This window comes from Fusibacter bizertensis (genome assembly GCF_029914245.1).
In the GTDB taxonomy this organism is placed as follows: Bacteria; Bacillota; Clostridia; order Peptostreptococcales; family Acidaminobacteraceae; genus Fusibacter_C; species Fusibacter_C bizertensis.
This window is the reverse complement of record NZ_JARYZI010000001.1, coordinates 594,528-620,631: the sequence shown is the minus strand read 5'-3', so window position 1 is coordinate 620,631 and position 26,104 is coordinate 594,528. Positions and strand designations below refer to the sequence as shown.

31 protein-coding genes and 1 other annotated feature are annotated in these 26,104 nt (G+C 35.6%); of the genes, 28 read left to right on the top strand and 3 right to left on the bottom strand.

Annotated features, from left to right (window positions below):
- Nucleotides 1-49: 49 nt before the first annotated feature.
- Nucleotides 50-670: a hypothetical protein gene (locus QE109_RS03085; RefSeq protein ID WP_281092912.1), complete on the bottom strand. Its 621-nt coding sequence runs from the start codon at nucleotides 668-670 to the stop codon at nucleotides 50-52.
- A 119-nt stretch (nucleotides 671-789) separates the two neighbouring features.
- Here QE109_RS03085 and QE109_RS03080 point away from each other — a divergent pair, with 119 nt between their 5' ends.
- Nucleotides 790-1,464, top strand: coding sequence for a FadR/GntR family transcriptional regulator (locus tag QE109_RS03080; RefSeq protein WP_281092911.1), 675 nt, complete (start codon nucleotides 790-792; stop codon nucleotides 1,462-1,464).
- Nucleotides 1,465-2,799 (top strand): replication-associated recombination protein A, encoded by a 1,335-nt coding sequence (locus QE109_RS03075; RefSeq protein ID WP_281092910.1) that lies wholly within the window; start codon nucleotides 1,465-1,467, stop codon nucleotides 2,797-2,799.
- A 49-nt stretch (nucleotides 2,800-2,848) separates the two neighbouring features.
- Here the strand turns inward: QE109_RS03075 and QE109_RS03070 are convergent, their stop codons facing one another.
- Nucleotides 2,849-3,169 (bottom strand): hypothetical protein, encoded by a 321-nt coding sequence (locus QE109_RS03070; RefSeq protein WP_281092909.1) that lies wholly within the window; start codon nucleotides 3,167-3,169, stop codon nucleotides 2,849-2,851.
- A 249-nt stretch (nucleotides 3,170-3,418) separates the two neighbouring features.
- On the opposite strand from QE109_RS03070, the gene QE109_RS03065 reads away from it, so the two are divergent.
- The 8 genes from QE109_RS03065 to QE109_RS03030 are packed head-to-tail and all read left to right on the top strand — an operon-like array spanning nucleotide 3,419 to nucleotide 8,883.
- On the top strand, nucleotides 3,419-4,474 hold the full coding sequence (locus tag QE109_RS03065) for a type II secretion system F family protein (RefSeq protein ID WP_281092907.1): 1,056 nt from the start codon (nucleotides 3,419-3,421) through the stop codon (nucleotides 4,472-4,474).
- 10 nt (nucleotides 4,475-4,484) lie between these two features.
- The gene (locus QE109_RS03060) at nucleotides 4,485-4,787 is read left to right on the top strand and encodes a hypothetical protein (RefSeq protein WP_281092906.1); all 303 of its coding nucleotides are present in this window, start codon (nucleotides 4,485-4,487) and stop codon (nucleotides 4,785-4,787) included.
- Between the two features lie 6 nt (nucleotides 4,788-4,793).
- Nucleotides 4,794-5,306 (top strand): DUF4860 domain-containing protein, encoded by a 513-nt coding sequence (locus QE109_RS03055; RefSeq protein ID WP_281092905.1) that lies wholly within the window; start codon nucleotides 4,794-4,796, stop codon nucleotides 5,304-5,306.
- 4 nt (nucleotides 5,307-5,310) lie between these two features.
- Nucleotides 5,311-5,766, top strand: a complete 456-nt coding sequence (locus tag QE109_RS03050) for a type IV pilus modification PilV family protein (protein WP_281092904.1) — start codon at nucleotides 5,311-5,313, stop codon at nucleotides 5,764-5,766.
- Nucleotides 5,738-6,406, top strand: a complete 669-nt coding sequence (locus QE109_RS03045) for a hypothetical protein (protein ID WP_281092903.1) — start codon at nucleotides 5,738-5,740, stop codon at nucleotides 6,404-6,406. Before QE109_RS03050 ends, QE109_RS03045 begins: the two co-directional genes overlap by 29 nt.
- Complete coding sequence (locus QE109_RS03040; protein ID WP_281092902.1) at nucleotides 6,403-7,467, top strand: type IV pilus twitching motility protein PilT; 1,065 nt, start codon at nucleotides 6,403-6,405, stop codon at nucleotides 7,465-7,467. Before QE109_RS03045 ends, QE109_RS03040 begins: the two co-directional genes overlap by 4 nt.
- A gap of 43 nt (nucleotides 7,468-7,510) precedes the next feature.
- Entirely contained in the window at nucleotides 7,511-8,323 is an 813-nt protein-coding gene (locus tag QE109_RS03035; protein ID WP_281092901.1) for a transglutaminase-like domain-containing protein, read from the top strand.
- A gap of 11 nt (nucleotides 8,324-8,334) precedes the next feature.
- On the top strand, nucleotides 8,335-8,883 hold the full coding sequence (locus QE109_RS03030; RefSeq protein WP_281092900.1) for a DJ-1 family glyoxalase III: 549 nt from the start codon (nucleotides 8,335-8,337) through the stop codon (nucleotides 8,881-8,883).
- Between the two features lie 77 nt (nucleotides 8,884-8,960).
- Here QE109_RS03030 and QE109_RS03025 read toward each other — a convergent pair whose 3' ends face one another.
- A complete protein-coding gene (locus tag QE109_RS03025; RefSeq protein ID WP_281092899.1) occupies nucleotides 8,961-9,827 on the bottom strand; it encodes a hypothetical protein in 867 nt (288 codons plus the stop codon).
- A 167-nt stretch (nucleotides 9,828-9,994) separates the two neighbouring features.
- Between QE109_RS03025 and QE109_RS03020 the strand changes: the two genes are divergently transcribed.
- The 18 genes from QE109_RS03020 to efp all read left to right on the top strand — a co-directional run bounded on the left by QE109_RS03020 (nucleotide 9,995) and on the right by efp (nucleotide 26,083).
- Nucleotides 9,995-10,459, top strand: a complete 465-nt coding sequence (locus QE109_RS03020; RefSeq protein WP_281092898.1) for an RrF2 family transcriptional regulator — start codon at nucleotides 9,995-9,997, stop codon at nucleotides 10,457-10,459.
- Between the two features lie 18 nt (nucleotides 10,460-10,477).
- Nucleotides 10,478-11,653: a cysteine desulfurase NifS gene (gene nifS, locus QE109_RS03015; RefSeq protein WP_281092897.1), complete on the top strand. Its 1,176-nt coding sequence runs from the start codon at nucleotides 10,478-10,480 to the stop codon at nucleotides 11,651-11,653.
- Between the two features lies 1 nt (nucleotide 11,654).
- Nucleotides 11,655-12,101 carry a Fe-S cluster assembly scaffold protein NifU gene (gene nifU / locus QE109_RS03010; protein ID WP_281092896.1) on the top strand — a complete coding sequence of 149 codons (447 nt, stop codon included), beginning with the start codon at nucleotides 11,655-11,657 and terminating at the stop codon, nucleotides 12,099-12,101.
- Nucleotides 12,102-12,192: 91 nt separating this feature from the next.
- Nucleotides 12,193-12,397: a binding site (T-box leader), on the top strand.
- Nucleotides 12,398-12,444: 47 nt separating this feature from the next.
- Nucleotides 12,445-15,069 carry an alanine--tRNA ligase gene (gene alaS / locus QE109_RS03005; protein WP_281092895.1) on the top strand — a complete coding sequence of 875 codons (2,625 nt, stop codon included), beginning with the start codon at nucleotides 12,445-12,447 and terminating at the stop codon, nucleotides 15,067-15,069.
- A gap of 52 nt (nucleotides 15,070-15,121) precedes the next feature.
- Nucleotides 15,122-15,376 carry an IreB family regulatory phosphoprotein gene (locus QE109_RS03000; RefSeq protein ID WP_281092894.1) on the top strand — a complete coding sequence of 85 codons (255 nt, stop codon included), beginning with the start codon at nucleotides 15,122-15,124 and terminating at the stop codon, nucleotides 15,374-15,376.
- Nucleotides 15,373-16,323 (top strand): aldo/keto reductase, encoded by a 951-nt coding sequence (locus QE109_RS02995; protein WP_281092893.1) that lies wholly within the window; start codon nucleotides 15,373-15,375, stop codon nucleotides 16,321-16,323. The genes QE109_RS03000 and QE109_RS02995 overlap by 4 nt, the downstream gene beginning before the upstream one ends.
- A 47-nt stretch (nucleotides 16,324-16,370) precedes the next feature.
- Nucleotides 16,371-16,811, top strand: a complete 441-nt coding sequence (gene ruvX, locus QE109_RS02990; RefSeq protein ID WP_281092892.1) for a Holliday junction resolvase RuvX — start codon at nucleotides 16,371-16,373, stop codon at nucleotides 16,809-16,811.
- Nucleotides 16,812-16,843: 32 nt separating this feature from the next.
- Nucleotides 16,844-17,137: a DUF1292 domain-containing protein gene (locus tag QE109_RS02985; RefSeq protein WP_281092891.1), complete on the top strand. Its 294-nt coding sequence runs from the start codon at nucleotides 16,844-16,846 to the stop codon at nucleotides 17,135-17,137.
- Between the two features lie 28 nt (nucleotides 17,138-17,165).
- Nucleotides 17,166-17,609: a Fur family transcriptional regulator gene (locus QE109_RS02980; RefSeq protein ID WP_281092890.1), complete on the top strand. Its 444-nt coding sequence runs from the start codon at nucleotides 17,166-17,168 to the stop codon at nucleotides 17,607-17,609.
- Nucleotides 17,610-17,710: 101 nt separating this feature from the next.
- The gene (locus QE109_RS02975) at nucleotides 17,711-19,669 is read left to right on the top strand and encodes a ribonuclease J (protein ID WP_281092889.1); all 1,959 of its coding nucleotides are present in this window, start codon (nucleotides 17,711-17,713) and stop codon (nucleotides 19,667-19,669) included.
- Between the two features lie 24 nt (nucleotides 19,670-19,693).
- Nucleotides 19,694-20,704: an endolytic transglycosylase MltG gene (gene mltG / locus QE109_RS02970; protein WP_281092888.1), complete on the top strand. Its 1,011-nt coding sequence runs from the start codon at nucleotides 19,694-19,696 to the stop codon at nucleotides 20,702-20,704.
- Between the two features lie 2 nt (nucleotides 20,705-20,706).
- Nucleotides 20,707-21,375, top strand: a complete 669-nt coding sequence (locus tag QE109_RS02965; RefSeq protein ID WP_281092887.1) for an O-methyltransferase — start codon at nucleotides 20,707-20,709, stop codon at nucleotides 21,373-21,375.
- Nucleotides 21,372-22,601 carry a peptidase U32 family protein gene (locus QE109_RS02960; protein WP_281092886.1) on the top strand — a complete coding sequence of 410 codons (1,230 nt, stop codon included), beginning with the start codon at nucleotides 21,372-21,374 and terminating at the stop codon, nucleotides 22,599-22,601. The genes QE109_RS02965 and QE109_RS02960 overlap by 4 nt, the downstream gene beginning before the upstream one ends.
- A 43-nt stretch (nucleotides 22,602-22,644) precedes the next feature.
- Nucleotides 22,645-23,271: a uridine kinase gene (gene udk / locus QE109_RS02955; protein WP_281092885.1), complete on the top strand. Its 627-nt coding sequence runs from the start codon at nucleotides 22,645-22,647 to the stop codon at nucleotides 23,269-23,271.
- 14 nt (nucleotides 23,272-23,285) lie between these two features.
- Nucleotides 23,286-23,753 carry a methylglyoxal synthase gene (locus tag QE109_RS02950; protein WP_281092884.1) on the top strand — a complete coding sequence of 156 codons (468 nt, stop codon included), beginning with the start codon at nucleotides 23,286-23,288 and terminating at the stop codon, nucleotides 23,751-23,753.
- A 62-nt stretch (nucleotides 23,754-23,815) separates the two neighbouring features.
- Nucleotides 23,816-24,880: a type IV pilus twitching motility protein PilT gene (locus QE109_RS02945; RefSeq protein WP_281092883.1), complete on the top strand. Its 1,065-nt coding sequence runs from the start codon at nucleotides 23,816-23,818 to the stop codon at nucleotides 24,878-24,880.
- Nucleotides 24,877-25,377 (top strand): shikimate kinase, encoded by a 501-nt coding sequence (locus QE109_RS02940; protein WP_281092882.1) that lies wholly within the window; start codon nucleotides 24,877-24,879, stop codon nucleotides 25,375-25,377. The genes QE109_RS02945 and QE109_RS02940 overlap by 4 nt, the downstream gene beginning before the upstream one ends.
- A 148-nt stretch (nucleotides 25,378-25,525) precedes the next feature.
- Complete coding sequence (efp, locus tag QE109_RS02935) at nucleotides 25,526-26,083, top strand: elongation factor P (RefSeq protein WP_281092881.1); 558 nt, start codon at nucleotides 25,526-25,528, stop codon at nucleotides 26,081-26,083.
- The last annotated feature ends 21 nt before the right edge of the window (nucleotides 26,084-26,104 follow it).

Sequence of the window (26,104 nt, the reverse complement as noted above, 5' to 3'; positions counted from 1 at the left end):
CATCAAATATTTCATTATAGAAATTTTTGATACACTCGTTTTTATAAAATTACTCGGACTCTTCGATGGCTGAAGGATTCTCCCATTCATCAAAGCCCTTCATCACTTGGTCGTATGTTTTTTGTGAAATATCTGGAAGTGTACCACCAAAGGCTTCTTTTGCACTTTCAAAAGCTTCTTTAAATGCGTCTTTTAGTAAACCGATTTTTGAAGTGTCACCACCTGAAATCGTTTTGGCAAAATCCAATATTCTTTCGGAAGTTTTGTTAACGCCCCAATACCCATCGTCAGAAATTGCATCTTCTGCTTTGGCACGGGTTTCAGCATCAATTTCTATAACAGGAGATTCGCCATTTCGAATTGCAGAAACGACTTCTTCGTAATTTTTACCTTGCTTTTCAATCAATCCACGAATCATTTCTTTAAACGATTCAGTATTCTTCTTGAAATCAAGTTTTATGGCATTCAGTTTTTGGCGATCAATTTTGTACGTTCCAAAATCTTCGGCATCACTTTTTCCGAGTTCCAGTGAATCGGTTAAAGCTGTAGTCGCTTCTGCATTTTTAAGTTCTTCTGGTAGTGTATTTGCAGCTTGTTCAGCTGCAGGGTTCGTTACAGAGTTTGAATAGGCAGAGGTGATTTTGTTAAGATTAACGGGATTGGTAATCATAAGTATTCCTCCTTGAATCAATTCATGTTACTATAAAGTTAGTTGCATCCTTGCGATATAAGTATCGTCATGTTGCGCTGTTGTCTTTAGATGTTTTTTTGAACCAGAAAGGAGTCGACATGTATCAAAAGATGTTGCTATCAGAAAAAGTAGCTGAAACTATTATGACTTCCATAAAAAATGACTTTTACAAAGTAGGCGATCAAATGCCCAATGAAATCCAGTTGGCAGAAGAACTTGGTGTATCTAGAGCGACTTTGAGAGAGGCTATTAAAATCTTAATTAGCCGTAAGGTACTTGAAGTAAAACGCGGGATAGGGACGTTTGTCTCAGAAAAAACGGAAGATGAACAACACGATTTTAGCTTAGAGTCTATAAATATATACACTCAAAAAATGGAAATTTTGCGAATAATGAAACACCTTGATGAAGAAGAACTACAGGCATTTCAGCACCTCTCATGGAATGATCAACAAACCATTAAGTCAAGATTTGAATCAATATTACACGTTGAAAAAAGTAAAATTGATATGGATTTGACAAATATATATATAACGGGTTTACTTGAAACTATTGAAATTATAGCACTCCGCAGGCACAGTTCTTTTAAACATCGATTGATCAAGCAAACACATGAAGCTGTGAAAATCTTTCTTGAGACTATTGTACCGAAAGAGGGAACCATAATTTGTCAATTGATTAAGAATATCGTCGAAGCCTTAGGACAAGATGAAGTTGTGTTGATTTTTGATGAATTTATGATGCAATTGGGCTTTTATTTACAGGAGGAATAGATGGATTTATTTGATATAATGGCAAAAAAACAAAAGGAGTCAAGTGCACCACTTGCTGAACGAATGAAGCCCGAGACGCTCGATGATTTTGTTGGACAAGCTAACATCATGGGGGAAGGAAAATTACTCCCCAAACTGATTAAAGCAGATCGTTTAACATCAATTATTTTGTATGGACCACCAGGCAGTGGTAAGACTTCACTTGCTAAAGTGATTGCCAAACAAACCAAAGCAACTTTTATCAGTATGAATGCTGTAACTTCAGGTGTCAAAGATATACGTGAAGCTGTTGATCGTGCAAAAGATGAACTTGCAATGTATCAACGAAGAAGTGTTTTGTTTATTGATGAGATCCACCGATTTAACAAAAGTCAACAAGATGCTTTATTACCATTTGTAGAAGATGGAACTTTTATACTTATTGGTGCAACAACTGAGAACCCCTATTTTGAAGTTAACGGTGCTTTGATCTCAAGATCGTCAGTTTTTAGACTCATCAAATTAGGTGTAGAGGATATTGTTATGATACTCCATAATGCATTAAATGATGAAACACGTGGTTTAGGGATGTATCCAATCGAGGTTGATGAGGGTGTACTTGAATATATTGCAGATGTTTCTAGTGGTGATGCTAGGCGTGCATTAAATATTTTAGAGTTATCTGTGCTTCCAAAACTAGATCTATCCAGTAAAATTGACATCAGTATAAATGATGTTGAAGATTGTATTCAGATGAAAGCTGTAGATTATGACAAAAACGGGGATAATCACTATGACATTGTATCTGCTTTTATTAAAAGTATGAGAGGGTCTGATCCTGATGCTGCACTATTTTATCTCGGAAAGATGATCGCTGGCGGAGAAGATCCTAGATTCATTTCCAGAAGAATTGTGATTTGTGCAGCAGAAGATGTTGGAAATGCTGATCCAATGGCGCTGGTAGTTGCAAATAACGCTGCTCAGGCTGTGGATTTTATCGGGATGCCTGAAGGACGTATCATTATGGCACAAGCGGTGACTTATGTGGCCAGTGCGCCGAAATCAAATGCAGCATATACGGGGATTAATGAGGTGCTTGACGATATTAGTAACATTCATACTGGTACAATTCCATATTATCTCAAAGATGGCACATCGCTATCGCTTGAGAGAAAATACCGTCAATCAGATAACATGAAAAGTTATGAGTATCCTCATGCCTATGAAACACACTATGTTAAGCAACAATACCTTCCTGATGAAATTAAGGATAAACGCTATTATCGACCAACTGATTTAGGCTATGAAACCAAAATTAATGAATATTTAAAAAAGACCAAATATGCACCAGAGTAATGGTTTTGGTATGTGAAAAAAATAAGATGCCTAATAGGCATCTTTTTATTTACACATTATCGATTTCAGTTTGCACCTCAGCAACAGCTTCATCAAGTGTGGCGTCATCGCACTGATCACAAGCCAAATGAGATTTTATAAGGTAAAGTGAATGTTTAATCTCGCCTAATCTTGCTTTGTAAAAAGCTCTTTCTTCAAGACGTTTTTTTCCATCTTTAGAGAACTTTTTTTTCAAAGTATAACCAATAATGCAACCATTGATAAAACCGATACATAGTCCCAAAGCAATGCCTGTGAAAAGTACAGTCTTAATCATTTTTTTCTCTTTGATTTTCCTTTGTGCTTCAAGCGCTTTTTTCTTTTTAGACATAAGTATTACCTCCAACACGTCTATTATACCCTTAGAATATTTCATCAATCAATCAGATAGATTAAATTCATATGTCAAAATAACGATTAATAGATGATTTTAAGTTGTTTTTGTTGTATCCTTATTATAGAAACTCAAGGTTTTGGAGTGTTTTGTTATGTAGAGATTACAATAACTACATAAGGTTTAAAAATAGCATAGTAGGGTATAATCATACAAATTGTATTATGTTTATATAAGGTGGTAAATATGGATGGTAAGTTAAAGAAACAACAATTAAAAGCCTCAGAAATTTCTTTGTTTTGTTATCAATTTTCAGTGGTATTTAAAGCAGGTATACCTTACTTAGAAGGGTTACAATTACTAGCGAGTGATGTATTTGATGGTAGGATGAAGCAAATTGTAAAAGAAATTGGCGATGATGTTGAAGAAGGCAAATTGCTATATGAAGCTATTTCTGCACGAGGTGTATTTCCTGAATATATGACTTCAATGTTAAAAATCGCTGAAAATACGGGGCGTTTAGGCGATGTATTTGAGCAATTAGCTTCTTATTATGAAAAAAATGACATCTTAAAGCAAAAAATCAAAAATGCATTAACATATCCCTTTGTCTTGATAGGATTAATGACAGCAGTGATTTTATTGCTAATCTTAAAAGTTTTACCGATTTTCCATGAAATTCTATTGTCGGTTGGTGGAAGCATTCCATCAGCAACACAATTTGTACTAAGTTTCAGTGAGTTATTGCAAAGTAGTATGTTGATTATAATCGCCCTACTTGTGCTTATCATTGGCTATTTCTTATTGATTTTTAAAACAAACTATTTCCCAAGACACAGAGATTCAATGTTACTTTCATTACCAATTGTAAAAACGCTTTATAAAAAATCTGTTGTAGTAAAATTTGCAGGTGCGCTGGCAATTCTTACTAGAAGTGGTATGCCAATTCAGTCGAGCCTGGACCTCATAATTCCGCTTATGGATAATAAATTGATTGAAGAAAAATTAAACCAAGTAGTTGTTAAAATTGAAGAAGGAATTACAATGGAAAAAGCGCTAAGGGAAACTGGACTTTTCCCAGAGTTGTTCCTCAAAATGGTGGCACTTGGAAATAAAACAGGCGAACTTGATAATATGCTAGATAAGATCTCTGAAGTTTATGATCGTGAGTTAAGTCGATCACTTCATAGGATGACAGTTTCTATTGAACCAACTTTAGTAATTGTGTTGTCTTTGATAGTAGGTGCAATTTTGTTATTGGTGATGTTACCACTTATTAACATCATGTCATCTATTGGGTAAGGAGAAAAATATGAATTGGCTATCTAAGAGAATTTATCTAATTTTAATCCTAATATTGATTATTTTCGTAGCTCAATCCGGGACTGGAATAGTTGGGTTTTCCAAAACCGCAGAGTTTGAGCGTGTGAAAACAGTTGAAGAAGCTATTCAAAAAGCAGCAGTTCAGTGTTATGCGCTGGAGGGTAGCTATCCGACGTTTTCATACTTAGTGACACATTATGGATTGGTAATTAATGAAGATGCATACTATTACCATTATGAACTGATCGCTTCAAATATAATGCCTGTTATTGCAGTCTATAAGAAATGGTAGGAAACTATGGATAAATTTGTTCGTAAACAAGAAGGGTATAGCCTAATAGAAATGTCTATTGTAATGATGCTTTTACTTTTATTTGGACTTGGAATCTTTATGTTGGCAGCTGCATCGACATCTTCTTATGAAGCACTTGTTGAAGAAAAAGATAACAATGAAAACTTAAGGATTGCAAGTTCATATATCGTCACTAAATTAAGACAAAATGACAGATTTGAAAGTGTTGAAATTGCTGACAAAGGTATGGGTGGTAAAGATGCACTTGTAATCAAAGAAGTACTAGCTGGCGATCTGTACGAAACTTGGATTTATGAATCCAAGGGTTCTTTACGAGAAGCTACTGTTCTAAATGGTATCAAACCATCTGATGATGTGAGTTTTGAAATTGCTGATATCGATAAAATGAGCCTTTCTTTCAGTGAAAAATCAATATATATATCGGTGGAAAAAAATGGAGAATCACTTTCTGATTTAATCGTCACACTAAAATCAGAAGTACTGATATACGAGGAGTGACAATATGTTAAAAGCTAAGCGAAACAAAGGTGTGTCTTTGGTTGAACTGATACTATCAATTGCTGTATTGTCTATTTTGAGTGTTTACGTCATTCAAATGTTTATTACATCAAATGATCTCAATTCAAAAGCGAAAGTGTTAGACCAAAGTGTTTTAGTAAGTGAAAGTATTTTTGAGGTAGTTGAGTCTGATCGTACACTTGGAAATTTGCGAAATATGCAGTTGTTTAAACACGCATTGTTTGATGTAAGTGAGGAAGTTGTTCAGTCGATTGTATATCTTGATGACGCCTTTATCACTATAGATTCACAAGATGATGCTTTTTATATTCTCGACTTTAAAGCGTTTAAAACACAAGCTCTTGAATATGAAGTTGTTAATTATCGGATTGAAATCCACCAAAATGACCCGTTAGAATTGGAGCCAATCTATGAAATTGAAATGCAAAAGTATTATTAGGAACATAAATCTAAAAAGTGAAAAAGGCAGTTCTTCTGTTCTTGTAATTATGATTATGCTATTGCTCATTACTTTTGGCGTTTTAGCTATGATGTCTTCTTACTCTAATTTAAAAATAGCAAGAAAACACGCTGATTGGACAAAGGACTATTATCGATTAGAAAGTAATGCCGATAAAACATATATGGAGTTTGAAAATTTATATAAAGCAGTAGTGGAGGAAATGGATCATTACCTCAGCAATGATTTGGAAATTGGTATTGAATCATCTTCGCTTCCAGAGTTGGTTAAAAATGCTTTGTTAACTGATATTGATGCGAATGAGAATGAGCTATGTGAACAAAAATTATTTCTCTATTTGTTATATGATAAGTTTTATAATTCTCCTATATATCTTTTAGATACGAGCATCAGTTTTAACTACGACATTGTGAACCAAGATATATTAAATGATGAGGAACCGGAAATAAGTTATATTACAGTTGATGAAGAAACAGGACGACAGTTATTGACATCTATAAAAATTAACGCCCTAAACTATAAAAACTATCCTGAGATTAAAGAGTGGCGAGAGCTACCTAGAGAATTTCAATACGATGACAGTATATATTTCAATGATCCGGAGGAAAATTTACAATGAAGAGTCTTGAAGAATTATTAGAACTAGCGATTGAAAAAGATGCATCTGATATATTCATAACAGTAGGCGTTCCACCGACTTTGAAAGTACATGGACAATTTGAAAAGGTTGGAGAAAACAAGTTGATGCCTGACGATACAGAAATCTTGGTAAAACAACTTTTTAGAAAACACGAACACTATCAAGAATTTTTAGAAAAAGGAGAAAAAGATTTTTCATATTCTTTAAGTAGTGTTGGTAGATTTAGAGTTGACGCTTATACGCAAAGAGGCTCCCACGCTGCTGCGATAAGAGTGCTTAAATTTGATAAACTTGATATAGATAAACTTCGAATTCCCGAAGCTATATTATCTGTTAGAAAAAAAGCAAAAGGTTTAGTTCTAATTACTGGGCCAACTGGAAGTGGAAAATCCACAACACTTTCATGCCTTATCGATTTAATTAACAAAGAGCGCGCTTGTCATATTTTAACACTTGAAGACCCAATTGAGTACATTCACAGACATGATAAAAGTATCGTTGATCAAAGAGAGATAGGGATTGATACTAGAAGTTATGCAGATGGTTTACGTTCCGCACTTAGACAAGCGCCTGATGTGATCTTAATTGGTGAAATGAGAGATTATGAAACAATCTCAATTGCACTAACTGCAGCAGAGACGGGACATTTAGTCTTTTCAACACTGCACACAGTGGGCGCTGCAAAGACAATTGATAGAATCATAGATGTCTTTCCACCCAACCAGCAACAACAAATTAGAATTCAACTTTCAACTGTACTGCAAGGTGTTATATCTCAGCAATTAATTCCGTCTGAGAAGTTGGGAAGAGTTCCAGCCTTTGAGATTATGAGTATGAACCATGCCATAAGAAATATGATTAGAGATGGAAAAATTCCACAAATTGAAGCTGCAATACACTCAGGTAAAAGTGTTGGAATGATTAGTATGGATGCAAGCCTAGCGGATTTGTACAATGAAGGGTTGATTAAAAAGGAAGACGCTTTGCTACACTGTATAAACTATGATACAATTAAGAGATACCTTGGTGAAACAGATTAGTAGTCAGACTAAAATGTATTGACTTAGAAAGGAGATCAACAATATGAACAAAAAAATGAGATTAATATTTTGTATGTTGGTTGTATTTGCCACGTTGTCTGCTTCAAGCAGCTTCGGTGTTACTAAAGAAGTCAAGGAGACAATTGACGTGACAAACCTTTCTAAAGGTGTGATTGACGTTACTTATAAAGCGGCAGATGCTTTAAAATATAAAGTTTTGATATCGAAAGGGGAAAGTAAAATTGCATATCCCTTTGCTTCAGATGGTTCAACTACATCTTATCCCTTACAACTTGGAAATGGTACTTATAAAGTTGGACTATTAAAAAATGTAAGCGGTACTAAATACGTATATGTCGCTCAAAAAACGATAGAACTAGAATTAAAAGATCCTAATATTGTTTTTTTGAATTCTATTCAAAATGTTAAATGGGATGAAGAGCTAAAAGCAATTGAATTTGGAAAAGACTTGCTTGAAAAAAGTACCACGGATAATAAGCGACTACAAGTTTTATATGGCTATTTAGTTAAAAATATGAAATACGACTATGATAAAATCCCGACTTTAACGTCTGATTATATTCCAAGTGTTGAAAAAACTTATGAAGATCTTAAAGGGATTTGTTATGACTACTCCGCTTTATTTGCTTCAATTGAAAGAAGTCATGGTATTCCAACTAAGTTGGTAAAAGGATATTCTAAGTATGTAAATGGTTATCATGCATGGAATGAGATCTTAATTGATGGCAAATGGGTAATCGTAGACAATACCGTTGATAGCACATGGAAAGGCAGCAGTTCTAGTGTAACAATGATCAAGAACGCTAAGTATTATACAAAAGTCAACGAATACTAGTGGAGGCCAATATGGTTTATGTCTTTTTTGCAGAAGGATTTGAAGAGATTGAAGCACTCACTGTGATAGATGTTTTAAGACGTGCTGATATAAGAACACATATGATTGGATTAAATGGTCTATCGGTAACAGGAGCGCATGGTATAGAAGTTAAAATGGATGGAAGAATCAGTGAGATTCACACACTATCTGATGTGTCGATGCTCGTGTTGCCTGGTGGAATGCCTGGTGCAATGCATTTGGCTGAAAGTGATGTTTTGAGAAACTTGTTGCTACAGGCTTATGATTCTGATATTCACTTAGCGGCAATTTGTGCTGCACCAACAGTACTTTCTAAACATGGTTTACTTAAAGGTAGAAATGTAACCTGTTATCCTGGCTTTGAAACACAACTTAGGGATTTTAAACATGTTGATGAATCTGTTGTTCATGATGGTGAATTGATAACGGGGAAAGGCGCTGGTGTGGCAATGGATTTTGCACTTAAATTAGTAGAAATCTTAAAAGGACACAAGTTGAGCGAACAACTTTCACAGTCCTTAATCCATACAAATAAATAAGAAAAAATAAAAGTGTCAAAATGATTGGGTTAGTAATAACCACATCACTTTGACACTTTTTTATTTATAAGTTGATTTTATTGATTGTCCATATTCCGCCAGTATATTGAAGATGCGCCACGTACTTTTGTTCCTTTTGCGATAAAATCTTCAGGTTTTGTGCTAGTACCAACAGTGATTACAAGTTCATAATAATCGTAGAGCTCCCCAAGTGTTTCTTTAGTGGGGGCTTTTAAGTCGGAATAGGCTGCAGCGGCAGCACCTGAAAGTGATTTGAGATAGGCTTCGGTCAACTCAACTGCGCGCTCTTGAGATGTGCCTGGTTTGATGATGATAGCAATTCCTAAAGTATTGTCTTGTGGAATCACAGAAGCATCACTCACATCTATATTTTTTTTAAGCTCACTGGTAGCTATATCGATCATAGCTTCTGTAACTGGATAGGTGAGTTCCGATGATTCTGTAGTAACCTTATAAACACCTTCACCGCCATTGAGCGATTCTTTTCCATCCAAATCCACATTAAGGTCGTCAAATGGAGTAGTAAACTTTAATATCATAAAAATCAGAGCTAAAATAACTACCAATAAAATAAGGTGCGTTTTGGTTAGCTTAAATTTTTTCCGCTGAGGCTTAATGTCAGCAGGTGATAACTCCATGATTTTTCGATCGAGCCGTTCTTTAATGGTTTCAAATTTATCTAATGTACCAGAAATTTCGTCTGCTTTTATAAGTTCAATTGCTTTGGAACATATAACTTCTGCTTCAACATAGCGTTGTCTTTTTTCAAGAAGTCTAATAGCACTTTCATATGTTTTTGAGATCTTAGGTGTGTAATTATCGAAAATATCTAAGTAGATTCCTAGCGCGATTTCTTCATTAATCATTTCCATTTTTTGCGCTTTTTGAGTTAACGTAAAAAGTTCATTCATTCTTTCCGACATCTTTCACCTCTTAAAATAGTTATACTAGTATTATCGGCTTAATCTGTCATAATGTTAACAATTTCTTTATAACTATTCAACGGTTTAAAGTTGACGCATTTAATCGGATATATTATAATGTAAATGATTTCTTAGTAAACAACTAGGGATTAAAGGAGCGTATTATTTTGAAATTATCTACCAGGGGGCGATATGGCCTCAAAGCGATGTTTGATTTAGCCCTATATTATGGCGAAGGGCCAATTTCACTTACGAGTATAGCAGAGAGACAAGCGATTTCAGTAAATTATCTTGAACAGTTAATTTCTCCGCTTAGGAAAGCACTATTGGTTGAAAGTGTTAGAGGTGCTCAGGGTGGCTATATGCTTGCTAAAGCGCCATCAGACATCACGGTAGGTGTGATATTAACGACACTTGAAGGTCCACTAGCGCCTACTGATTGTGTCGTAATGGATAGTAGCGATGAGGAGTTATGTGATCATTCAAACTATTGTGTTACAAAAGTGATCTATGAGAAAATTTATGAAAGCATCACCAGCGTTGTAAATTCTATTTCGCTTCAACATATGATTGATGATTATAAGGAAAATCAAGAAAGCACAATTATCAACAGCATATGTGAATGCAAATAACGTTTTGGAGGGGTTAAAGTGAGAAAAATTTATCTGGACTATTCGGCGACAACACCAGTTAAAAAAGAAGTAGTTGAAGAAATGCTACCCTATTTTACAGAAAATTTTGGGAATGCATCGAGTATACATGGTTTTGGACAAGACGCAAAAAGAGCACTTGAAAAAGCACGTGCTCAGATTGCAGCTACAATAGCTGCACCAGCTGATACAGTTTATTTTACTGCAGGTGGCTCAGAATCTGATAATTGGGCGATTAAAGGTGTTATGCGCGCTAACAAAGCAAAAGGCAACCATATGATCACATGTAAGATTGAACATCACGCAGTGCTTCATACATGCCAAGCGCTAGAAAAAGAAGGGGTTGAAGTGACCTACTTAGATGTCGATAGCGATGGTATGATTAGCTTAGAAGCTCTTAAAGCAGCAATTAGACCTACAACGGTTTTAATATCGATTATGTTTATTAACAATGAAATTGGAACAATGCAGCCAATTCAAGATATTGCACAAATTGCCCATGAAAGTGGCGTTCTTTTTCATACTGATGCAGTTCAAGCATATGGTAATGTAAAAATTGATGTTTCTGCTATGGGGATAGATTTAATGAGTGTTTCAAGCCATAAAATCTATGGTCCTAAAGGTGTAGGTGCTTTATATATAAAAAAAGGTATTAAAATCCAGAATTTAATAGAAGGTGGCGCACAAGAAAAAAAACGAAGAGCTGGAACTGAAAATGTTGCGGGTATTATGGGCTTTGCTAAAGCTGCACAGATAGCACATGACTCTTTAGAGGCGCACGTAGAAAAACTTGTTACACTTCGTGAAAGATTATTAAAAGGCATACTTGAAAGTGTTGATTATGTTAAACATAATGGACACCCTACACTGAGACATCCTGGTAATGTCAATGTTTGCTTTGAATTTATCGAAGGTGAAGCTTTACTTCTCAGTTTAAATGCAAAAGGAATCGGTGGTTCAAGCGGTTCTGCATGTACTTCTGGGTCCTTAGATCCATCACATGTTCTCTTAGCTATTGGTTTACCACATGAGATAGCACATGGGTCATTAAGACTTACAATTGGTGATTTTACCACAGAAGAAGATGTAGATTATACAATTGAAGCACTTAAAGAAGTTGTTCAAAAATTGAGAATGATGTCACCATTATACGATAGAATTCAGGGAGGTAAATAGTATGTATACTGAAACGGTTATGGATCATTTTATGAATCCAAGAAATGTAGGCGAAATTGAAAATGCAGATGGTGTTGGCGAAGTTGGCAATGTAAAATGTGGCGACATCATGCGTATCTATATAAAAGTGAATGACGAGAAAATCGAAGACATTAAGTTTAAAACATTTGGATGTGGATCTGCAATAGCAGCGTCTTCAATAGCAACTGAACTTATCATGGGCCTATCTATAGAAGATGCTCTAAAAGTAACAAACAAGCAAGTTGTAGATGCGCTTGGTGGTTTGCCAGCAGTAAAAATTCACTGTTCGGTACTGGCAGAGCAAGCTTTAAAAGCGGCAATTTATGACTATGCACAGAAAACTGGAAAGACTTATGCCGGTCTTGAAGGTTTTGATCCAACGGATGATCATGATGACCATCACGATATTGTAGAAATTGAATTTTAACATGTATGTTTTGGAACAAAAAAACTTTGTTCTTTAAATATAAATGTGTTAAAATGTGATAAGAATTAACGCTAACTTTTGGTTAGCTTGAATATCAGCTAAGACGAAGAGGAGTAGACCTACGATAGAGAGTACATGTCTGGTGGAAATGTACACGGGTTGAAGCAGCTTCTGAGCTCATCGCTTGAAATAAAGTAGAGTGATGCGTTTTGCAAACGTTATGTTGCATTTTGACCTTCAAAGCGATTGGATGATTCCAATAAGTAGGGTGGTACCGCGATTACGTCGTCCCTACACGATCTTTGAAGGTTTTTTTGTATATTGAAATATGGGAGGAATTACGATGAAAAAAATGGGGTTAAATGAAATTAGAAAAGCATTTTTAGACTTTTATGAATCTAAAGGACACTTTGTGACATCTAGCTATCCGCTTGTCCCAATGAACGATAAAAGCTTACTACTGGTGAACGCTGGTATGCAACCACTGAAAAATTACTTTACAGGAATTGAAACACCTCCAAATTCAACCATGGCAACTTGTCAAAAATGTATACGAACTGGTGATATCGAAAACGTTGGTGTAACTGCAAGACATGCTACTTTTTTTGAAATGCTAGGAAATTTTTCTTTTGGTGATTATTTTAAAGAAGGTTCTATTAAGTTGGGATGGGAGTTTATTACAGAAGTATTAGAGATGCCTGTTGACAAATTGTGGCCATCAGTTTACCTTGAGGATGATGAAGCTTTTGCTATTTGGAGAGATGTCATTGGTATACCTGAAGAGAAAATCACGAGACTTGGAAAAGCAGATAACTTTTGGGAAATTGGTACTGGCCCGTGTGGCCCATGTTCTGAGATCTATTTTGACCGTGGAGAAGCATACGGTTGTGGTGATCCCAATTGTCGTCCTGGATGTGAGTGTGAACGTTATCTCGAATTTTGGAACCACGTTTTTACACAATTTAGTAAAGATGATCAAGGAAACTACAGTGAACTTGAAAAGAAAAATATCGACACAGGTATGGGCCTTGAGAGAATTGCATGCATCATGCAAGATGTAGATACAATTTTTGAAGTTGATACGATTCAGCGTATTAGAGATGCGGTAATTGAATTTTCAGGTGTAGAATATGGAATAAATAAAGAACAAGATATATCAGTTAGAATTGTAACAGATCATGTTAAAGCTGTAACTTTTATGGTTGGTGATGGTATCATGCCAAATAACGAAGGTAGAGGATATGTTTTAAGAAGACTCTTAAGACGCGCTGCTAGACATGCGAAAAAGATTGGCATGGAAGGGAACGTGCTTACAAAGTTGGTAGATACTGTAATTGAAGTCTATGGAGAGAGTTATCAAAACCTCGTTGATAGAAAGGACTATATCAAACGCATTATCTCTATTGAAGAAGAGCGTTTTCAAACGACTATCGATCAGGGTTTAGGAATTTTATCAGAGTATATTGATACACTGGTACAAGAAGGGCAAAAAGAGTTAGATGGAGAACGCGCTTTTAAGCTTTATGACACATATGGTTTCCCACTAGAACTCACAATGGAGATCTTGGCTGAAAAGCATTTAACCGTTAATGAAATCGAGTTTAAACAGCAGATGACAGAGCAAAAAGAACGTGCTAGAACTGCAAGAGGCAATGGAGACGAGCTTGGTTGGGCGAGTGATGCAGTCTCTCAGTTGCCTAAAGAAATTATCTCAAAATTTGTTGGGTACAATAGGCTAGAAAAAGCTTGTACACTTGTTGCAGTTGTTGGTGAAGAAATTGTAAACGAAGCATTTGAAGGTATGGAAGTTACTTTAGTGCTTGATGAAACACCATTTTATCCTGAGGGTGGCGGTCAAGTTGGCGATGTGGGTGTGATTTTTACAGATCGATTTATGGCTGAAGTAATTGAGACTAAAAAAAGTGTCGGCCGTATTATCAGTCATAATGTAAGAGTTATTAAAGGATCGGTAAAAGTTGGTGAGACAGTAACTGCAAGTGTAGATCTTTCAAAGAGAATGGCAACTGCAAGAAATCACTCTGCGACACATTTGTTACACAAAGCACTTAGAACTGTGTTAGGTACACACGTTGAACAAGCTGGTTCAATGGTTAATCCTGAAAGACTTAGATTTGATTTTTCGCATTTTGAAGCTACTTCTTTTGAAGATTTGATGGCTATTGAAAAAATGGTAAATCAACAGATATTTGCTTCTCTTCAAATTGAAACAGAAGAAATGTCAATTGCGAGTGCAAAAGAAAAAGGAGCAATGGCGCTCTTTGGAGAAAAATATGGCGAGAAAGTTCGCGTTGTTACTATGGGTGATTATAGTATCGAACTTTGTGGGGGAACTCACCTTGCAAATACAGCAGAAGTGGGGCTCTTTAAAATCATAAGTGAAACAGGTGTTGCAGCAGGTGTAAGGAGAATTGAAGCAATTACGGGTGAAAATGTTTACAATTTGCTTACAGATCTTGACAATAAATTAAATCATATTTCTGATATCCTTAAGTCAAACGTACAAGATGTGGCACATAAAGCTGAGCAACTCTTAGTTGAAATGAAGCATATCCAAAAAGAAAACGAGCAATTGAAAAGCAAAATTGCTAAAAATTCTATGGGTGATATCATCAACCAAATGAAAGAGGTGAATGGTTACAAAGTAGTTACGGCTAAATTTGAAGGCGTAGATATGAATATACTTCGTAACTTAGGCGATGTAATTAAAGATAAGTTTGAAAATAGTGTGATCGTCCTCGCAAATGTAAACAGTGATAAAGTTGAATTTTTATCTATGGCTTCGGATTCTGCGATTAAAAAAGGTGCTCATGCGGGTAATATAATAAGAGAAGTTGCTAAAATCGCAGGCGGTGGTGGCGGCGGAAAACCGAATATGGCACAAGCTGGTGGAAAGAATCCAGAAAAAGTTGATGAAGCACTTCAAAAAGTTTATGCTTTATTGTCTTAAAAAGGGTATAATGACATCATAAAGGTTTAATTTGATGAAAAGGGGGATTCCGATGAAGAATACGATGAAATTTAGTGTTGAGGATTATTTAGAAAACGGCGATCATAAAGATATACTACTTTATGTATACAATGCACTTGAAGAAAAAGGATATAATCCTGTTAATCAATTGATTGGTTATCTTATCTCTGGAGACCCAACTTATATAACAACTCACAATGAAGCAAGAACCATGATCAAGAAAATCGAAAGAGATGATATTCTTGAAGTTCTCATCAATGATTATATAGAGAGTAATAAAAAATGATTTATAATAGGTTAGGCAAAACAAATATAAATGTTTCAAAAATTTGTTTTGGAAGTTTAACAATGGGGCCGCTTCAACGTAATTTGAGCACTATTGAAGGGGCCTCTTTAATTGAGTATGCATTTCATAAGGGTGTTAATTTTATCGATACAGCTGAGCTTTATGAAACGTATGGGCATATCAAAGAAGCATTAAAGCGCATACCTCGAGAAGAGATTGTGATTGCAAGTAAATGCTATGCATACTCTAAGGAAACTGCAAAGCAGAGTTTTGAAAAGGCACTTAGTGAAATGAACACAGATTATGTAGATGTATTTATGCTACATGAACAAATGAATGAACTCACGATTCGTGGTCATTATGAAGCTATTGAGTATTTTCTAAAACAAAAAGAAATTGGAAAAATTAAGGCTTTTGGTATCTCGACACACTATGTTGCCGGGGTTTTAGGAGCGATTAAATATCCAGAGATTGAGATTGTTCACCCTATATTAAACTACAACGGTTTAGGCATCCAAGATGGTACTAGAAGCGATATGGAAGAAGCCCTTAAAGCTTATCACAAACGGGGTGGAGGCGTTTTTGCCATGAAACCTTTTGGTGGTGGTAATTTGCTAGGCAATATAAATCAGTGTTTCGAGTACTTGGAAGCGCAAAAATATGTAGATTCCATAGCGTTTGGGATGCAATCATTTGCTGAAATAGATTATAATGTAGCCATGATCAATGGGGAACAGATTTTGGATTCTGTTAAGTCTGGAATTAGTATCTCAGAGAAAAAATTACAAATTGCAGATTGGTGTATTGGATGTGGTGCATGTGTCAACAAGTGTGATCATAAGGCCCTTACACTTGAAAATGGGGCTGTATCAATAGATCGCGCAAGATGTGTTTTGTGCGGGTATTGTTCAACTGTATGCCCTGAGTTTTGTATAAAAGTTTATTAAATATTGTATATTTCAAACAAATGGAGTATACTGGAGGATATGATTAAATGAGAATAATGGGACTAGATGTAGGTGATCGCACAATTGGTGTAGCGATTAGTGACTCGCTGTTAATGACAGCACAGGGAAAAGAAACAATTTTTAGACAGTCCCTTAAGCAAGATATTGATCGATTGATTGAACTTATTAACGAGTATGAAGTTGTAAAAGTTGTATCTGGGATGCCGTACAATATGAATGGCAGTATAGGTCCACAAGGAGAAAAGACAAAACAATTTATTGACAAATTCGAAAAAAAATTAATATATTCAGATAGAATTGATAGAAAAATAGAGATTGAATATTGGGATGAACGCTTGACAACGCTTAGTGCAACAAGGATGCTCATCGATGCCGATATGAGACGAGAAAAACGCAAAGAAGTCGTGGATAAATTAGCTGCAACTTTAATATTGCAAGGCTATTTAGATAAGAACAGAACGGTATAAATTATTAAATTAGATGAACAAGGAGAAAAATTATGAGTGACAATTTATTTGACGTGCTTGAGCCAGAACACGAAGAATCAGATGTAGTAGAACTATTGGATGAAAATGGTGTACCAACCCTTTTCAATATCATTGCCAATTTAGAATTAGACGGTCAAGAGTATGCGATCTTATCTAATGTAGAAGATGAAGATGATGTATTGATCTTTAAAGTAACAGAAGAAAATGATGAATTTGTATTTGAAACCATTGAAGATGAGGATGAATTAAATAGCGTTGTTGACGCCTATAATGAGTTGCTCGATGATATGGAAGACGAAGAATAAATCTTAAAGAAAGTGTTGAGGTAAGTGAATGAGTTCAATGTATGATGGATACAAGAAAAAGTTAAAGGAAGCGGGTTATAAACTAACACCACAGAGAATAGCGATATTAAGTGCCATTGAAGAGAACAAAGGCCTACATCTCAATACTGAGGAAATTTATGACATAGTTAAACAAAGTAATCCAGAAATGGGTTTGGCCACTGTCTACAGAACCTTACAGCTATTAGAAGAACTAGAAGTTGTGTCATCGTTAAATTTAGAAGACGGTTGCGTGCGTTATGAACTTTATAGTGACGACGGTCAACATAACCATCATCATCTTATTTGTTCAAATTGCGGTGCCGTAATCGAGGTCGAAGGTGACCTTTTAGAAGAGTTGGAAAATAAAATTGAGAAAGAATATGATTTTAAAATCTTAGATCATAAACTAAAATTTTATGGTATTTGTAGTGAATGTAAAAACCTTGTTTAGTACAGGGTTTCTTTTTCGTAGAAAGGTCAAAACTTTGTCATACTAGTCACATCCATCAGTCTGACCGGAATTAAGGCTGAACACAAATTATGAGGTGAATTATGACAAAAAAGAATGCAACAGAAGAAACAGTAGTTGTGCCAAATTCGGCACAGAGCCCGGTAACAAGTGAAGCGCCAAAAGTAGCGCCTACAAAGAAAACTAACAATGGACCGGCAAAAAAGAAAACGAATCCAAATCAGAATCAAAATCAAAATCAAAATCAAAATCAAAATCAAAATAAGCCACAAAATCCAAATCAAAATAAGCAACAAAATCAAAATCAAAATAAACCACAAAATCAAAACAAGAACAAGAATCAAGTGGAGCAAGTGGTTTTTACTGAAGAAAATAGTAAAAAACCCGCAGCAAGTGTCCTTAAGATCATTCCACTTGGTGGACTCAATGAAATTGGGAAGAATATGACTGTTTACCAGTATGAAGATGATATTTTTGTAGTTGATTGTGGTATGGCATTTCCAGAAGATGAACTATTAGGTATAGATGTTGTTATACCGGATATTTCATACCTTAAGAAAAATGCAAGTAAAGTAAAAGGGATTTTTATTACACACGGGCATGAAGATCATATAGGTGCGATTCCATACTTTTTAAGAGAAATCAACGTACCTATTTATGGTACAAAATTGACGCTTGGTCTTGTAGAAAACAAATTAAAAGAGCATAAATTGAATCCAAAGTTAATCACAATCGTTCCTGGGCAGGTCATCAAAGTAGGCGTATTTGAAGTTGAACCTATTCGTGTTTGCCATAGTATAGCTGATGCTGTTGCTTATGCAATTACAACCCCTTATGGAAAAGTAGTTCAAACAGGCGATTTTAAAATTGACTTTACACCAATTGATGGTCAAAAAACGGATTTACATCGTTTGGCAAGACTTGGAGATGAAGGGGTCTTGGCTCTATTGTCTGATAGTACCAATGTTGTCAGAGAAGGATACACTATGTCAGAAAGTTCTGTTGGGGATACCTTTGAAGAAATTTTTAGACATGCAACTTCAAGAATCATCGTAGCATCGTTTGCATCTAACGTTCACAGGGTGCAACAAATTATCAACGCTGCATATCAAAATAACCGTAAAGTTGCCTTTTCAGGTAGAAGTATGGTGAATGTTACTGGTGTTGCTCGTGAACTTGGTTATTTAAAATTACCATCACAAGATATGATTATTGATATCAAGGATTTAGGAAGATATCCAGAAAATGAACTTGTGGTAATTACAACTGGTTCACAAGGTGAGCCAATGAGTGCGCTTGCTAGGATGGCAAACTCTGAACACAGAAATATGGAAATCACACCAGGTGATCTCGTAATTTTATCTTCTTCACCGATACCTGGTAATGAAAAATCAGTATATAAGATCATCAATCAACTTACTAAAAAAGGCGCAAAGATGATTTACGAGTCACTTGCAGATGTACACGTATCAGGTCATGCTAAACAAGAAGAACTTAAGTTGATGCAAGCACTTGTTAAACCGAAGTATTTTGTGCCAGTACATGGCGAATACGTACATCTTGATAAGCACAAACAACTCGCAATCTCTATGGGAATGCATGATAAAAACATCTTTATCCTTAATAACGGTTCAGTTTTAGAATTTGGACCAGAGGGAGCGAAACTTGGTAAACCTGTTCAAGCAGGAAGAGTCTTTATCGATGGTTTAGGCGTAGGCGATGTTGGTAATATCGTTCTTAGAGATAGAAAACATCTTTCAGAAGATGGATTAATCATCATCGTAGTTGCAATTTCAAGTGCAACTGGTGAACATATTAGTGGTCCAGACTTGATATCTAGAGGATTTGTTTATGTAAGAGAATCTGAAGTGCTCATGGAAGGCGCAAGAAATGTCATCGAAGAAGAATTAAAAAAATGCTACGCTAAAAATATAAAAGATTGGGCGTCTCTTAAGTCGTCAGTTCGTGATGCACTTAGCCAGTATATTTATCAAAGTACAAAAAGATCTCCTATGATTTTACCTGTATTTATGGAAGTCTAGAAGACTCTTTTGTTGGGAGGGAATATGAAAAAACTTGCACTACTATTACTTTTGGTGTTGACGCTTTCGCATGTGTCTGGTTGCGCGGGCGTGCTAGAAAAATACAACTCTCCTGTTGATCCGGAGGATACGGCAACAGTAATGTATACCGTTCCCTCTGGTGCAACAACAACCAGTATCGGTAAAGCGCTAGCAGAAATAGAACTTATTCAAAATGCAAATGCTTTCAAGGCAAAGGCTAAGCAGATGGAAGTTGATGGTCAAATGAAAGCGGGAGATTACATGCTTTCAAAATCCATGAGCACAGAAGAGATTATCACCAAACTTGTAAATGGGGATATTTATGTTGAAATAGAGACTTTTACTATCCCTGAAGGTTATGAAGTTCGTCAAATAGTCGACAAGTTGGAAGCTGGTGGTTTTATTGACCGTGAAAAATTCTTAGATGTACTTCAAAATACAGAGTTTGATTATGCTTTTTTAGAAGGTGTAGATCGAAGTTATTTACTCGAGGGATATCTTTTCCCAGACACATACACTCTAAAAGCAGGAGCAACTGAGGTTCAAATTGTTGATCGTATGCTGGAACGTTTTGATGAGATTTTTACGGATGAATACTATGAGCGGGCTAAGGAATTGGACATGACAGTTGATCAAGTGATTACACTTGCATCTGTTATTGAAAGAGAAGCTAGAGTTGAAGAGGAATTTCCAATTGTGTCTAGTGTTTTCCATAACCGTATCGACATTGGTATGATGTTACAGTCTTGTGCAACCGTTCAGTTTATTCTTAAAGAACGTAAGGACGTTTTGTCATTTGATGATATAGCGATTGATAGTCCTTATAACACTTATATCAACGCTGGTTTAACCCCTTCACCAATTGCATCACCTGGTGAACTTGCAATTCATTCAGCACTTTATCCTGCTGATACGAACTACCTCTATTTTGTTACGAAAGAGACCAACGATGGTTCTCATTATTTTAATGAAACCTTAGAAGGGCATAATAGAGATGCAGCGAGGAGTCATTAATTATGATTGAAAGTAAAATTGTAGATCCTTACGTTGAATCTTATATCAAAGCATTATTACCAAAAGAAGAAGGTTTGTTAGGTACTCTTGAGCAATATGCTCAAGAGCATCTAGTGCCTATTGTACAGCCTGAAATTGCACAATATTTAAAAGTTTTTACTCAGTTAGTGAAACCGAAGTCGGTTTTAGAAATTGGTACTGCTATAGGCTATTCTGGAGCTTTGTTTGCAACGGTGATGCAAGAGGGAACTATTGATACCATAGAATTAAGTGAAGATATGTTTGCTAAAGCAGAGGAAACATTTGATTCATTAAAAAAAACTGTTCCAGGTGTCGCTGTAACGCAACATTTAGGGAGTGCTATTGAAGTAATTCCAACAATTGAAAAGAAATTTGACATGATTTTTATCGATGCAGCAAAAGGTCATTATAAAGCTTTCTTTGATTTGTGTTATCCACTTCTGAATGAAGGCGGTGTAATTGTTTCCGACAATGTGCTTTATAAAGGGATGATTGCAACGAATTTATACTTGGTACGAAGAAAAATAACAATTGTTAAACGAATGAGAAAATATTTGACATTTTTATCGACCCATCCAGAACTTGATACTACAGTTCTGCCTATGGGAGATGGACTTGCAATTAGTATAAAAAAAGGAGGACATGCATGAAGCGTGTGGAATTACTAGCACCAGCTGGTGATTTGGAGAAGCTCAAGTATGCGATTATTTATGGAGCTGATGCTGTTTATATAGGCGGTCAAGTTTTTGGACTGCGCGCTGCTGCAAAAAACTTTTCCTTTGAAGATATGAAAGAAGGGATTACTTTTGCTCATGAAAGAGGCAAAAAGGTATTTTTAGTATTAAATATCATCCCTCATAACGAAGATATTCATTATCTGGAAAAATATATTGAAGAAATCAAAGATTTAGGTTTAGACGCTGTGATTTTATCTGATCCTGGTACATTTATGTTTGTTAAACAGTATGCACCTGATTTAGAGGTGCATTTAAGCACACAAGCGAATAACACAAACTTCATGAGTGCAAATTTTTGGCACAACCAAGGGGTGAAAAGAGTTATCCTTGCAAGGGAGCTATCTTTTGATGAAATTTCTGAGATACGTGCTAAAACACCACCCGCTTTAGAACTTGAGTCTTTTATACATGGTGCAATGTGTATCTCATATTCCGGAAGATGCCTAATGAGTAATTACATGGCTGGAAGAGATGCTAACCGTGGTGCTTGTGCACAACCTTGCCGATGGGAATACAATTTAGTTGAAAAGACTAGACCAGGAGAATATTTCCCAGTAGAAGAAACTGAAGATGGTACTTTTTTCTTTAACTCAAAAGATCTTTGTATGATTGAGCAAATTCCTGATTTGATCCGTTCAGGTCTTGATAGTTTAAAAATTGAAGGCAGAATGAAGACTATTTATTATGTAGCATCTATTGTAAGAGCATATAGAAAAGCGATTGATGAATTTTACAAAGATCCAGAAGGTTATGTCTATGATCCGAAGTGGTATGAAGAGCTTCAAAAGGTGTCTCATCGAGAATTTACTAATGGGTTTTACAATCAAAAACCTACAAATGAAGATCAACTTTATACGACGAGCTCATATATCAGAACGTATGATTTTATCGGTGTCGTTCAAAGTTATGATATTAAAACGGGAATCGCAACTATAGAGCAGAGAAATCACTTTAGAAAAGGCGACAAAATCGAGATCATAGGACCTGATTATTACTATAGCGAACACGTGATTGAAGATATGTATGATGCAAATGACAATTTGATAGAGGTAGCACCACATGCCAAAATGACTGTTAAACTGCCGTTAGGACAACCCGTTAAGCCATTTTATATGTTAAGAATGGTTGCAAGAGATTAAGAAGTTTTCAGGCGCTCAGTGCGCTCAAGTTGAGGAGGAGTTTATGAGTAAGCCAGTCGTTATTGGGGTATCTGGTGGAACAGGTTCTGGAAAAAGTACTGTAGCCAAGGCCATATTTAAATCTTTGCCTGATGAGAACATACTCATCATTGAACAAGATGCTTATTATAAGGATCAAAGTGAGTTAACTTACGAAGAACGTGTTAAAACAAATTATGATCATCCATTGGCATTTGATACAGGCCTGTTAATAGAACATATTAAACAATTATGTGAACATCAATCAATTGAAAAACCAATCTACAATTTCTCAAAACATAATAGAGAGACTGAAACGATTTGTATTCAATCGAAAGACATCATTATAATCGAAGGTATTATGATTTTAGAAGATGAACGCCTCAGGAATTTAATGGATATAAAAATCTTCGTTGATACGGATGCAGATGTAAGAATTATTCGCAGAATTACACGTGATATCAACGAAAGAGGAAGAACACTTGATTCAGTTATCGAACAGTATTTAACAACAGTTAAGCCAGCTCATGAACAATTTATAGAGCCAACTAAAAAATATGCTGATATCATTATTCCAGAAGGCGGATATAACAAAGTAGCAATTGACATCATGACAACTAAAGTGATGTCTATTATCAGAGAAAAACAGTAGAAGAAGGAGTAATAATGAATAAAGCACACCCATCAGATATAGTAGAAATTAAATCAACTAAGCATATTGCACTTATTGCACATGATTCTAGGAAAAGAGATATTATTGAGTGGTGCGGAGAACACAAAGAGGAACTGAACAAACACTTTTTGTATGGTACCGGCACAACAGCTAAATTGCTTACAGAATCACTTTCGTTACCTATAAAAAGCCTAAAAAGTGGTCCACTTGGTGGCGATCAACAAATTGGTAGCCTTATCGTTGAAGGTGAAATAGATTTCATGATCTTTTTTTGGGACCCTATGAGTATGCACCCACATGATCCAGATGTTAAAGCATTACTGAGGATAGCAACGTTATATAATATTCCGATTGCGATGAATCGTTCAACTGCAGATTTCCTGTTGACAAGTTCGCACATGGACCAAAGTTATCCACGGAAGATTATTAACTTTGATGCATATCTCAAAAGAGATCTTTAAAACTGTGGATAAACTGTTTGTAACTCATAATTAAGCGAGGTGATACATTGAGCCATTTGGATTTGATAAAAACTGCAATTGAGCAAAATGCATCTGATATCCATGTTGCGCCAAACGCCAAACCAATGTTACGTATCAACGGTACACTACATTCAATTATTGACTCTGATGTGTTAACGCATGATTTGGTTTACGAGAGTGTTAAAGAATTATGTGATGAATCACAACTTAAGAGACTCGATGAAAAAGGTGAAGTTAATTTTAGCTTTTCTATTACAGATTTAGGTCGTTTTCGAGTAAATATTGTAAAACAAAGAGGAACTTACAGCATCTCTACAAGAATCTTAAAACTTACAATTCCTTCAAAGGAAACACTTGGTCTACCTGATGTTCTGTTTGAACTGACTAAACAAGGTAGAGGTCTTTTACTTGTAAGTGGTGCATCCGGTTCTGGTCGTTCTACAACTATGGCCGCAATCCTTCAAGAGCTAAATGAAAATCATAAATTGAATATTATTACAGTTGAATCTCCTATTGAATATTTGTTTAAGCACGGGGAGTCTTTAGTGCTTCAACGAGACGTGGGCACTGACTGTGGTTCTATATATGAAGGTGTGAGAAGTATTATGCGTCATGATCCTGATGTGGTTATGATTTCTGATATTTCTGAAGAACCTGTTATGGAGTTGGCACTCCAAATTGCAGAATCAGGCAAGCTGGTGATTGCAGGTCTTTCTTCCATCAACACTGTAACTTCTATTGAAACTATAATTGCATCTGCCAAGTCAGAGAGAAGTGAAAGTAGAAAATTAAAGCTTTCATCGAACTTGTTAGCGATTGTCGCCCAACAACTTGTACCCAGCAAACAAGATGATCATAGAGTTTTATGCTATGAAATCTTATTACCAAATGCGGCAATTCGCTCGCATATTATGACTGGGTCGTTTATGGAACTTAGAAATACACTTATCATAGGTAAAAAACAAGGCATGGTAAGTATGGATACCAATTTATATGATAGATTTATAGCTGGTGATATTAGCAAAGAAGCCTTATATAAATATTGCCAAGATATAGAGTTTGTTAAACGACTTGAAAAAAGTACAAGTAAAGTGGAGCTCTTATGAATAATATTATCCTTGTTGGCATGATGGGTTCAGGAAAATCTACAATTGGAAAAATTGTTGCTGATAAATTGAATATGAAATATATGGATTTGGATCAGATGATTGAACAAATGCAAGGTCTTACTATTTCAAGAATATTTGAAATGTATGGCGAGGAGAAATTTAGGACGTTAGAAACTGATCTGATTTACAAAATCAGCGACGTCAATGGTGCGGTAATATCCACCGGTGGAGGTATTGTTCTTAATCCTGTGAATACGATTCAAATGAAACAAACCGGTACAATTTTTTACTTAGAAGGCAGCTTAGAACAACTGAGGTCGAACCTTGAAGGTGAAACTGATCATCGACCTATGCTAAAAGCGAATTCACTAGATACTATTTTGAGGGTTAGAAGTGGGCTTTATACTTCAACTGCTCATCATATTATTTCGATCAATAATCAAACTAAAGAAGCGATTGCGGATCAGATAATAGCGGCCTTTCAGCAGGCTTGATAATTACAACGCAAATCCAATTTTTATGAATTGCACTCACTGCTGAGTTCTGATAAAATCTTAGTATGGAGAATTCTTGACAATCAATAAAGTTTAAAGCTATAATAGGTGTTGGTCTGAGTTTGAATTAATATTTGGAGGTTATATAATGATAGCTGCAAGTGATTTTAGAAAAGGTGTTACATTTGAAATAAACAATGAGCCATTTGTAATTGTAGATTTTCAACACGTTAAGCCTGGCAAAGGTGCTGCGTTTGTTAGAACAAAATACAAAAGCTTAATTAATGGTACAATAAGAGAACAAGCGTTTAATCCGTCTGAAAAATTTCCTAGAGCGCATATTGAAACTAAGGAAATGCAATATTTGTATAATGAAGGTGACTTATATTATTTCATGGACAATGAAACTTATGATCAAATCCCGTTATCAGAAGAGCAAGTTGAAGATGCGATCCTTTACATTAAAGAAAATGATTCAGCAACCCTTAAATTCTATAAAGGTAAATGCTTCCTAGTTGAACCACCTAACTTTGTAATTTTAACAGTAACAGAGTCAGAGCCAGGAGTAAAAGGAGATACAGCGACAAACTCAACTAAAAAAGCAGTAGTTGAAACAGGTGCTGAAATTCAGGTGCCAGGTTTCGTTAACGAAGGCGATAAAATCAAAATTGATACACGTACAGGCGAGTACTTATCAAGAGCTTAATTTGAGTTGAATAGTATTAGA

Excerpts from the sequence above, each read along its gene's own strand:
- nifU (WP_281092896.1), top strand. The coding sequence starts at position 11,655 with ATGTATACTGAAACGGTTATGGATCATTTTATGAATCCAAGAAATGTA.
- QE109_RS02940 (WP_281092882.1), top strand. The coding sequence starts at position 24,877 with ATGAATAATATTATCCTTGTTGGCATGATGGGTTCAGGAAAATCTACA.
- QE109_RS03085 (WP_281092912.1), bottom strand. The coding sequence starts at position 670 with ATGATTACCAATCCCGTTAATCTTAACAAAATCACCTCTGCCTATTCA.
- QE109_RS03055 (WP_281092905.1), top strand. The coding sequence starts at position 4,794 with ATGGATAAATTTGTTCGTAAACAAGAAGGGTATAGCCTAATAGAAATG.
- mltG (WP_281092888.1), top strand. The coding sequence starts at position 19,694 with ATGAAAAAACTTGCACTACTATTACTTTTGGTGTTGACGCTTTCGCAT.
- QE109_RS02950 (WP_281092884.1), top strand. The coding sequence starts at position 23,286 with ATGAATAAAGCACACCCATCAGATATAGTAGAAATTAAATCAACTAAG.
- QE109_RS02980 (WP_281092890.1), top strand. The coding sequence starts at position 17,166 with ATGAGTTCAATGTATGATGGATACAAGAAAAAGTTAAAGGAAGCGGGT.
- QE109_RS03050 (WP_281092904.1), top strand. The coding sequence starts at position 5,311 with ATGTTAAAAGCTAAGCGAAACAAAGGTGTGTCTTTGGTTGAACTGATA.
- QE109_RS02995 (WP_281092893.1), top strand. The coding sequence starts at position 15,373 with ATGATTTATAATAGGTTAGGCAAAACAAATATAAATGTTTCAAAAATT.
- QE109_RS03080 (WP_281092911.1), top strand. The coding sequence starts at position 790 with ATGTATCAAAAGATGTTGCTATCAGAAAAAGTAGCTGAAACTATTATG.
- efp (WP_281092881.1), top strand. The coding sequence starts at position 25,526 with ATGATAGCTGCAAGTGATTTTAGAAAAGGTGTTACATTTGAAATAAAC.
- QE109_RS03000 (WP_281092894.1), top strand. The coding sequence starts at position 15,122 with ATGAAGAATACGATGAAATTTAGTGTTGAGGATTATTTAGAAAACGGC.
- QE109_RS02960 (WP_281092886.1), top strand. The coding sequence starts at position 21,372 with ATGAAGCGTGTGGAATTACTAGCACCAGCTGGTGATTTGGAGAAGCTC.
- QE109_RS02985 (WP_281092891.1), top strand. The coding sequence starts at position 16,844 with ATGAGTGACAATTTATTTGACGTGCTTGAGCCAGAACACGAAGAATCA.
- QE109_RS03070 (WP_281092909.1), bottom strand. The coding sequence starts at position 3,169 with ATGTCTAAAAAGAAAAAAGCGCTTGAAGCACAAAGGAAAATCAAAGAG.
- QE109_RS02965 (WP_281092887.1), top strand. The coding sequence starts at position 20,707 with ATGATTGAAAGTAAAATTGTAGATCCTTACGTTGAATCTTATATCAAA.
- QE109_RS03060 (WP_281092906.1), top strand. The coding sequence starts at position 4,485 with ATGAATTGGCTATCTAAGAGAATTTATCTAATTTTAATCCTAATATTG.
- QE109_RS03030 (WP_281092900.1), top strand. The coding sequence starts at position 8,335 with ATGGTTTATGTCTTTTTTGCAGAAGGATTTGAAGAGATTGAAGCACTC.
- ruvX (WP_281092892.1), top strand. The coding sequence starts at position 16,371 with ATGAGAATAATGGGACTAGATGTAGGTGATCGCACAATTGGTGTAGCG.
- QE109_RS02975 (WP_281092889.1), top strand. The coding sequence starts at position 17,711 with ATGACAAAAAAGAATGCAACAGAAGAAACAGTAGTTGTGCCAAATTCG.
- QE109_RS03065 (WP_281092907.1), top strand. The coding sequence starts at position 3,419 with ATGGATGGTAAGTTAAAGAAACAACAATTAAAAGCCTCAGAAATTTCT.
- QE109_RS03025 (WP_281092899.1), bottom strand. The coding sequence starts at position 9,827 with ATGTCGGAAAGAATGAATGAACTTTTTACGTTAACTCAAAAAGCGCAA.
- QE109_RS03035 (WP_281092901.1), top strand. The coding sequence starts at position 7,511 with ATGAACAAAAAAATGAGATTAATATTTTGTATGTTGGTTGTATTTGCC.
- udk (WP_281092885.1), top strand. The coding sequence starts at position 22,645 with ATGAGTAAGCCAGTCGTTATTGGGGTATCTGGTGGAACAGGTTCTGGA.
- QE109_RS03040 (WP_281092902.1), top strand. The coding sequence starts at position 6,403 with ATGAAGAGTCTTGAAGAATTATTAGAACTAGCGATTGAAAAAGATGCA.
- QE109_RS03045 (WP_281092903.1), top strand. The coding sequence starts at position 5,738 with ATGAAATTGAAATGCAAAAGTATTATTAGGAACATAAATCTAAAAAGT.
- alaS (WP_281092895.1), top strand. The coding sequence starts at position 12,445 with ATGAAAAAAATGGGGTTAAATGAAATTAGAAAAGCATTTTTAGACTTT.
- QE109_RS03075 (WP_281092910.1), top strand. The coding sequence starts at position 1,465 with ATGGATTTATTTGATATAATGGCAAAAAAACAAAAGGAGTCAAGTGCA.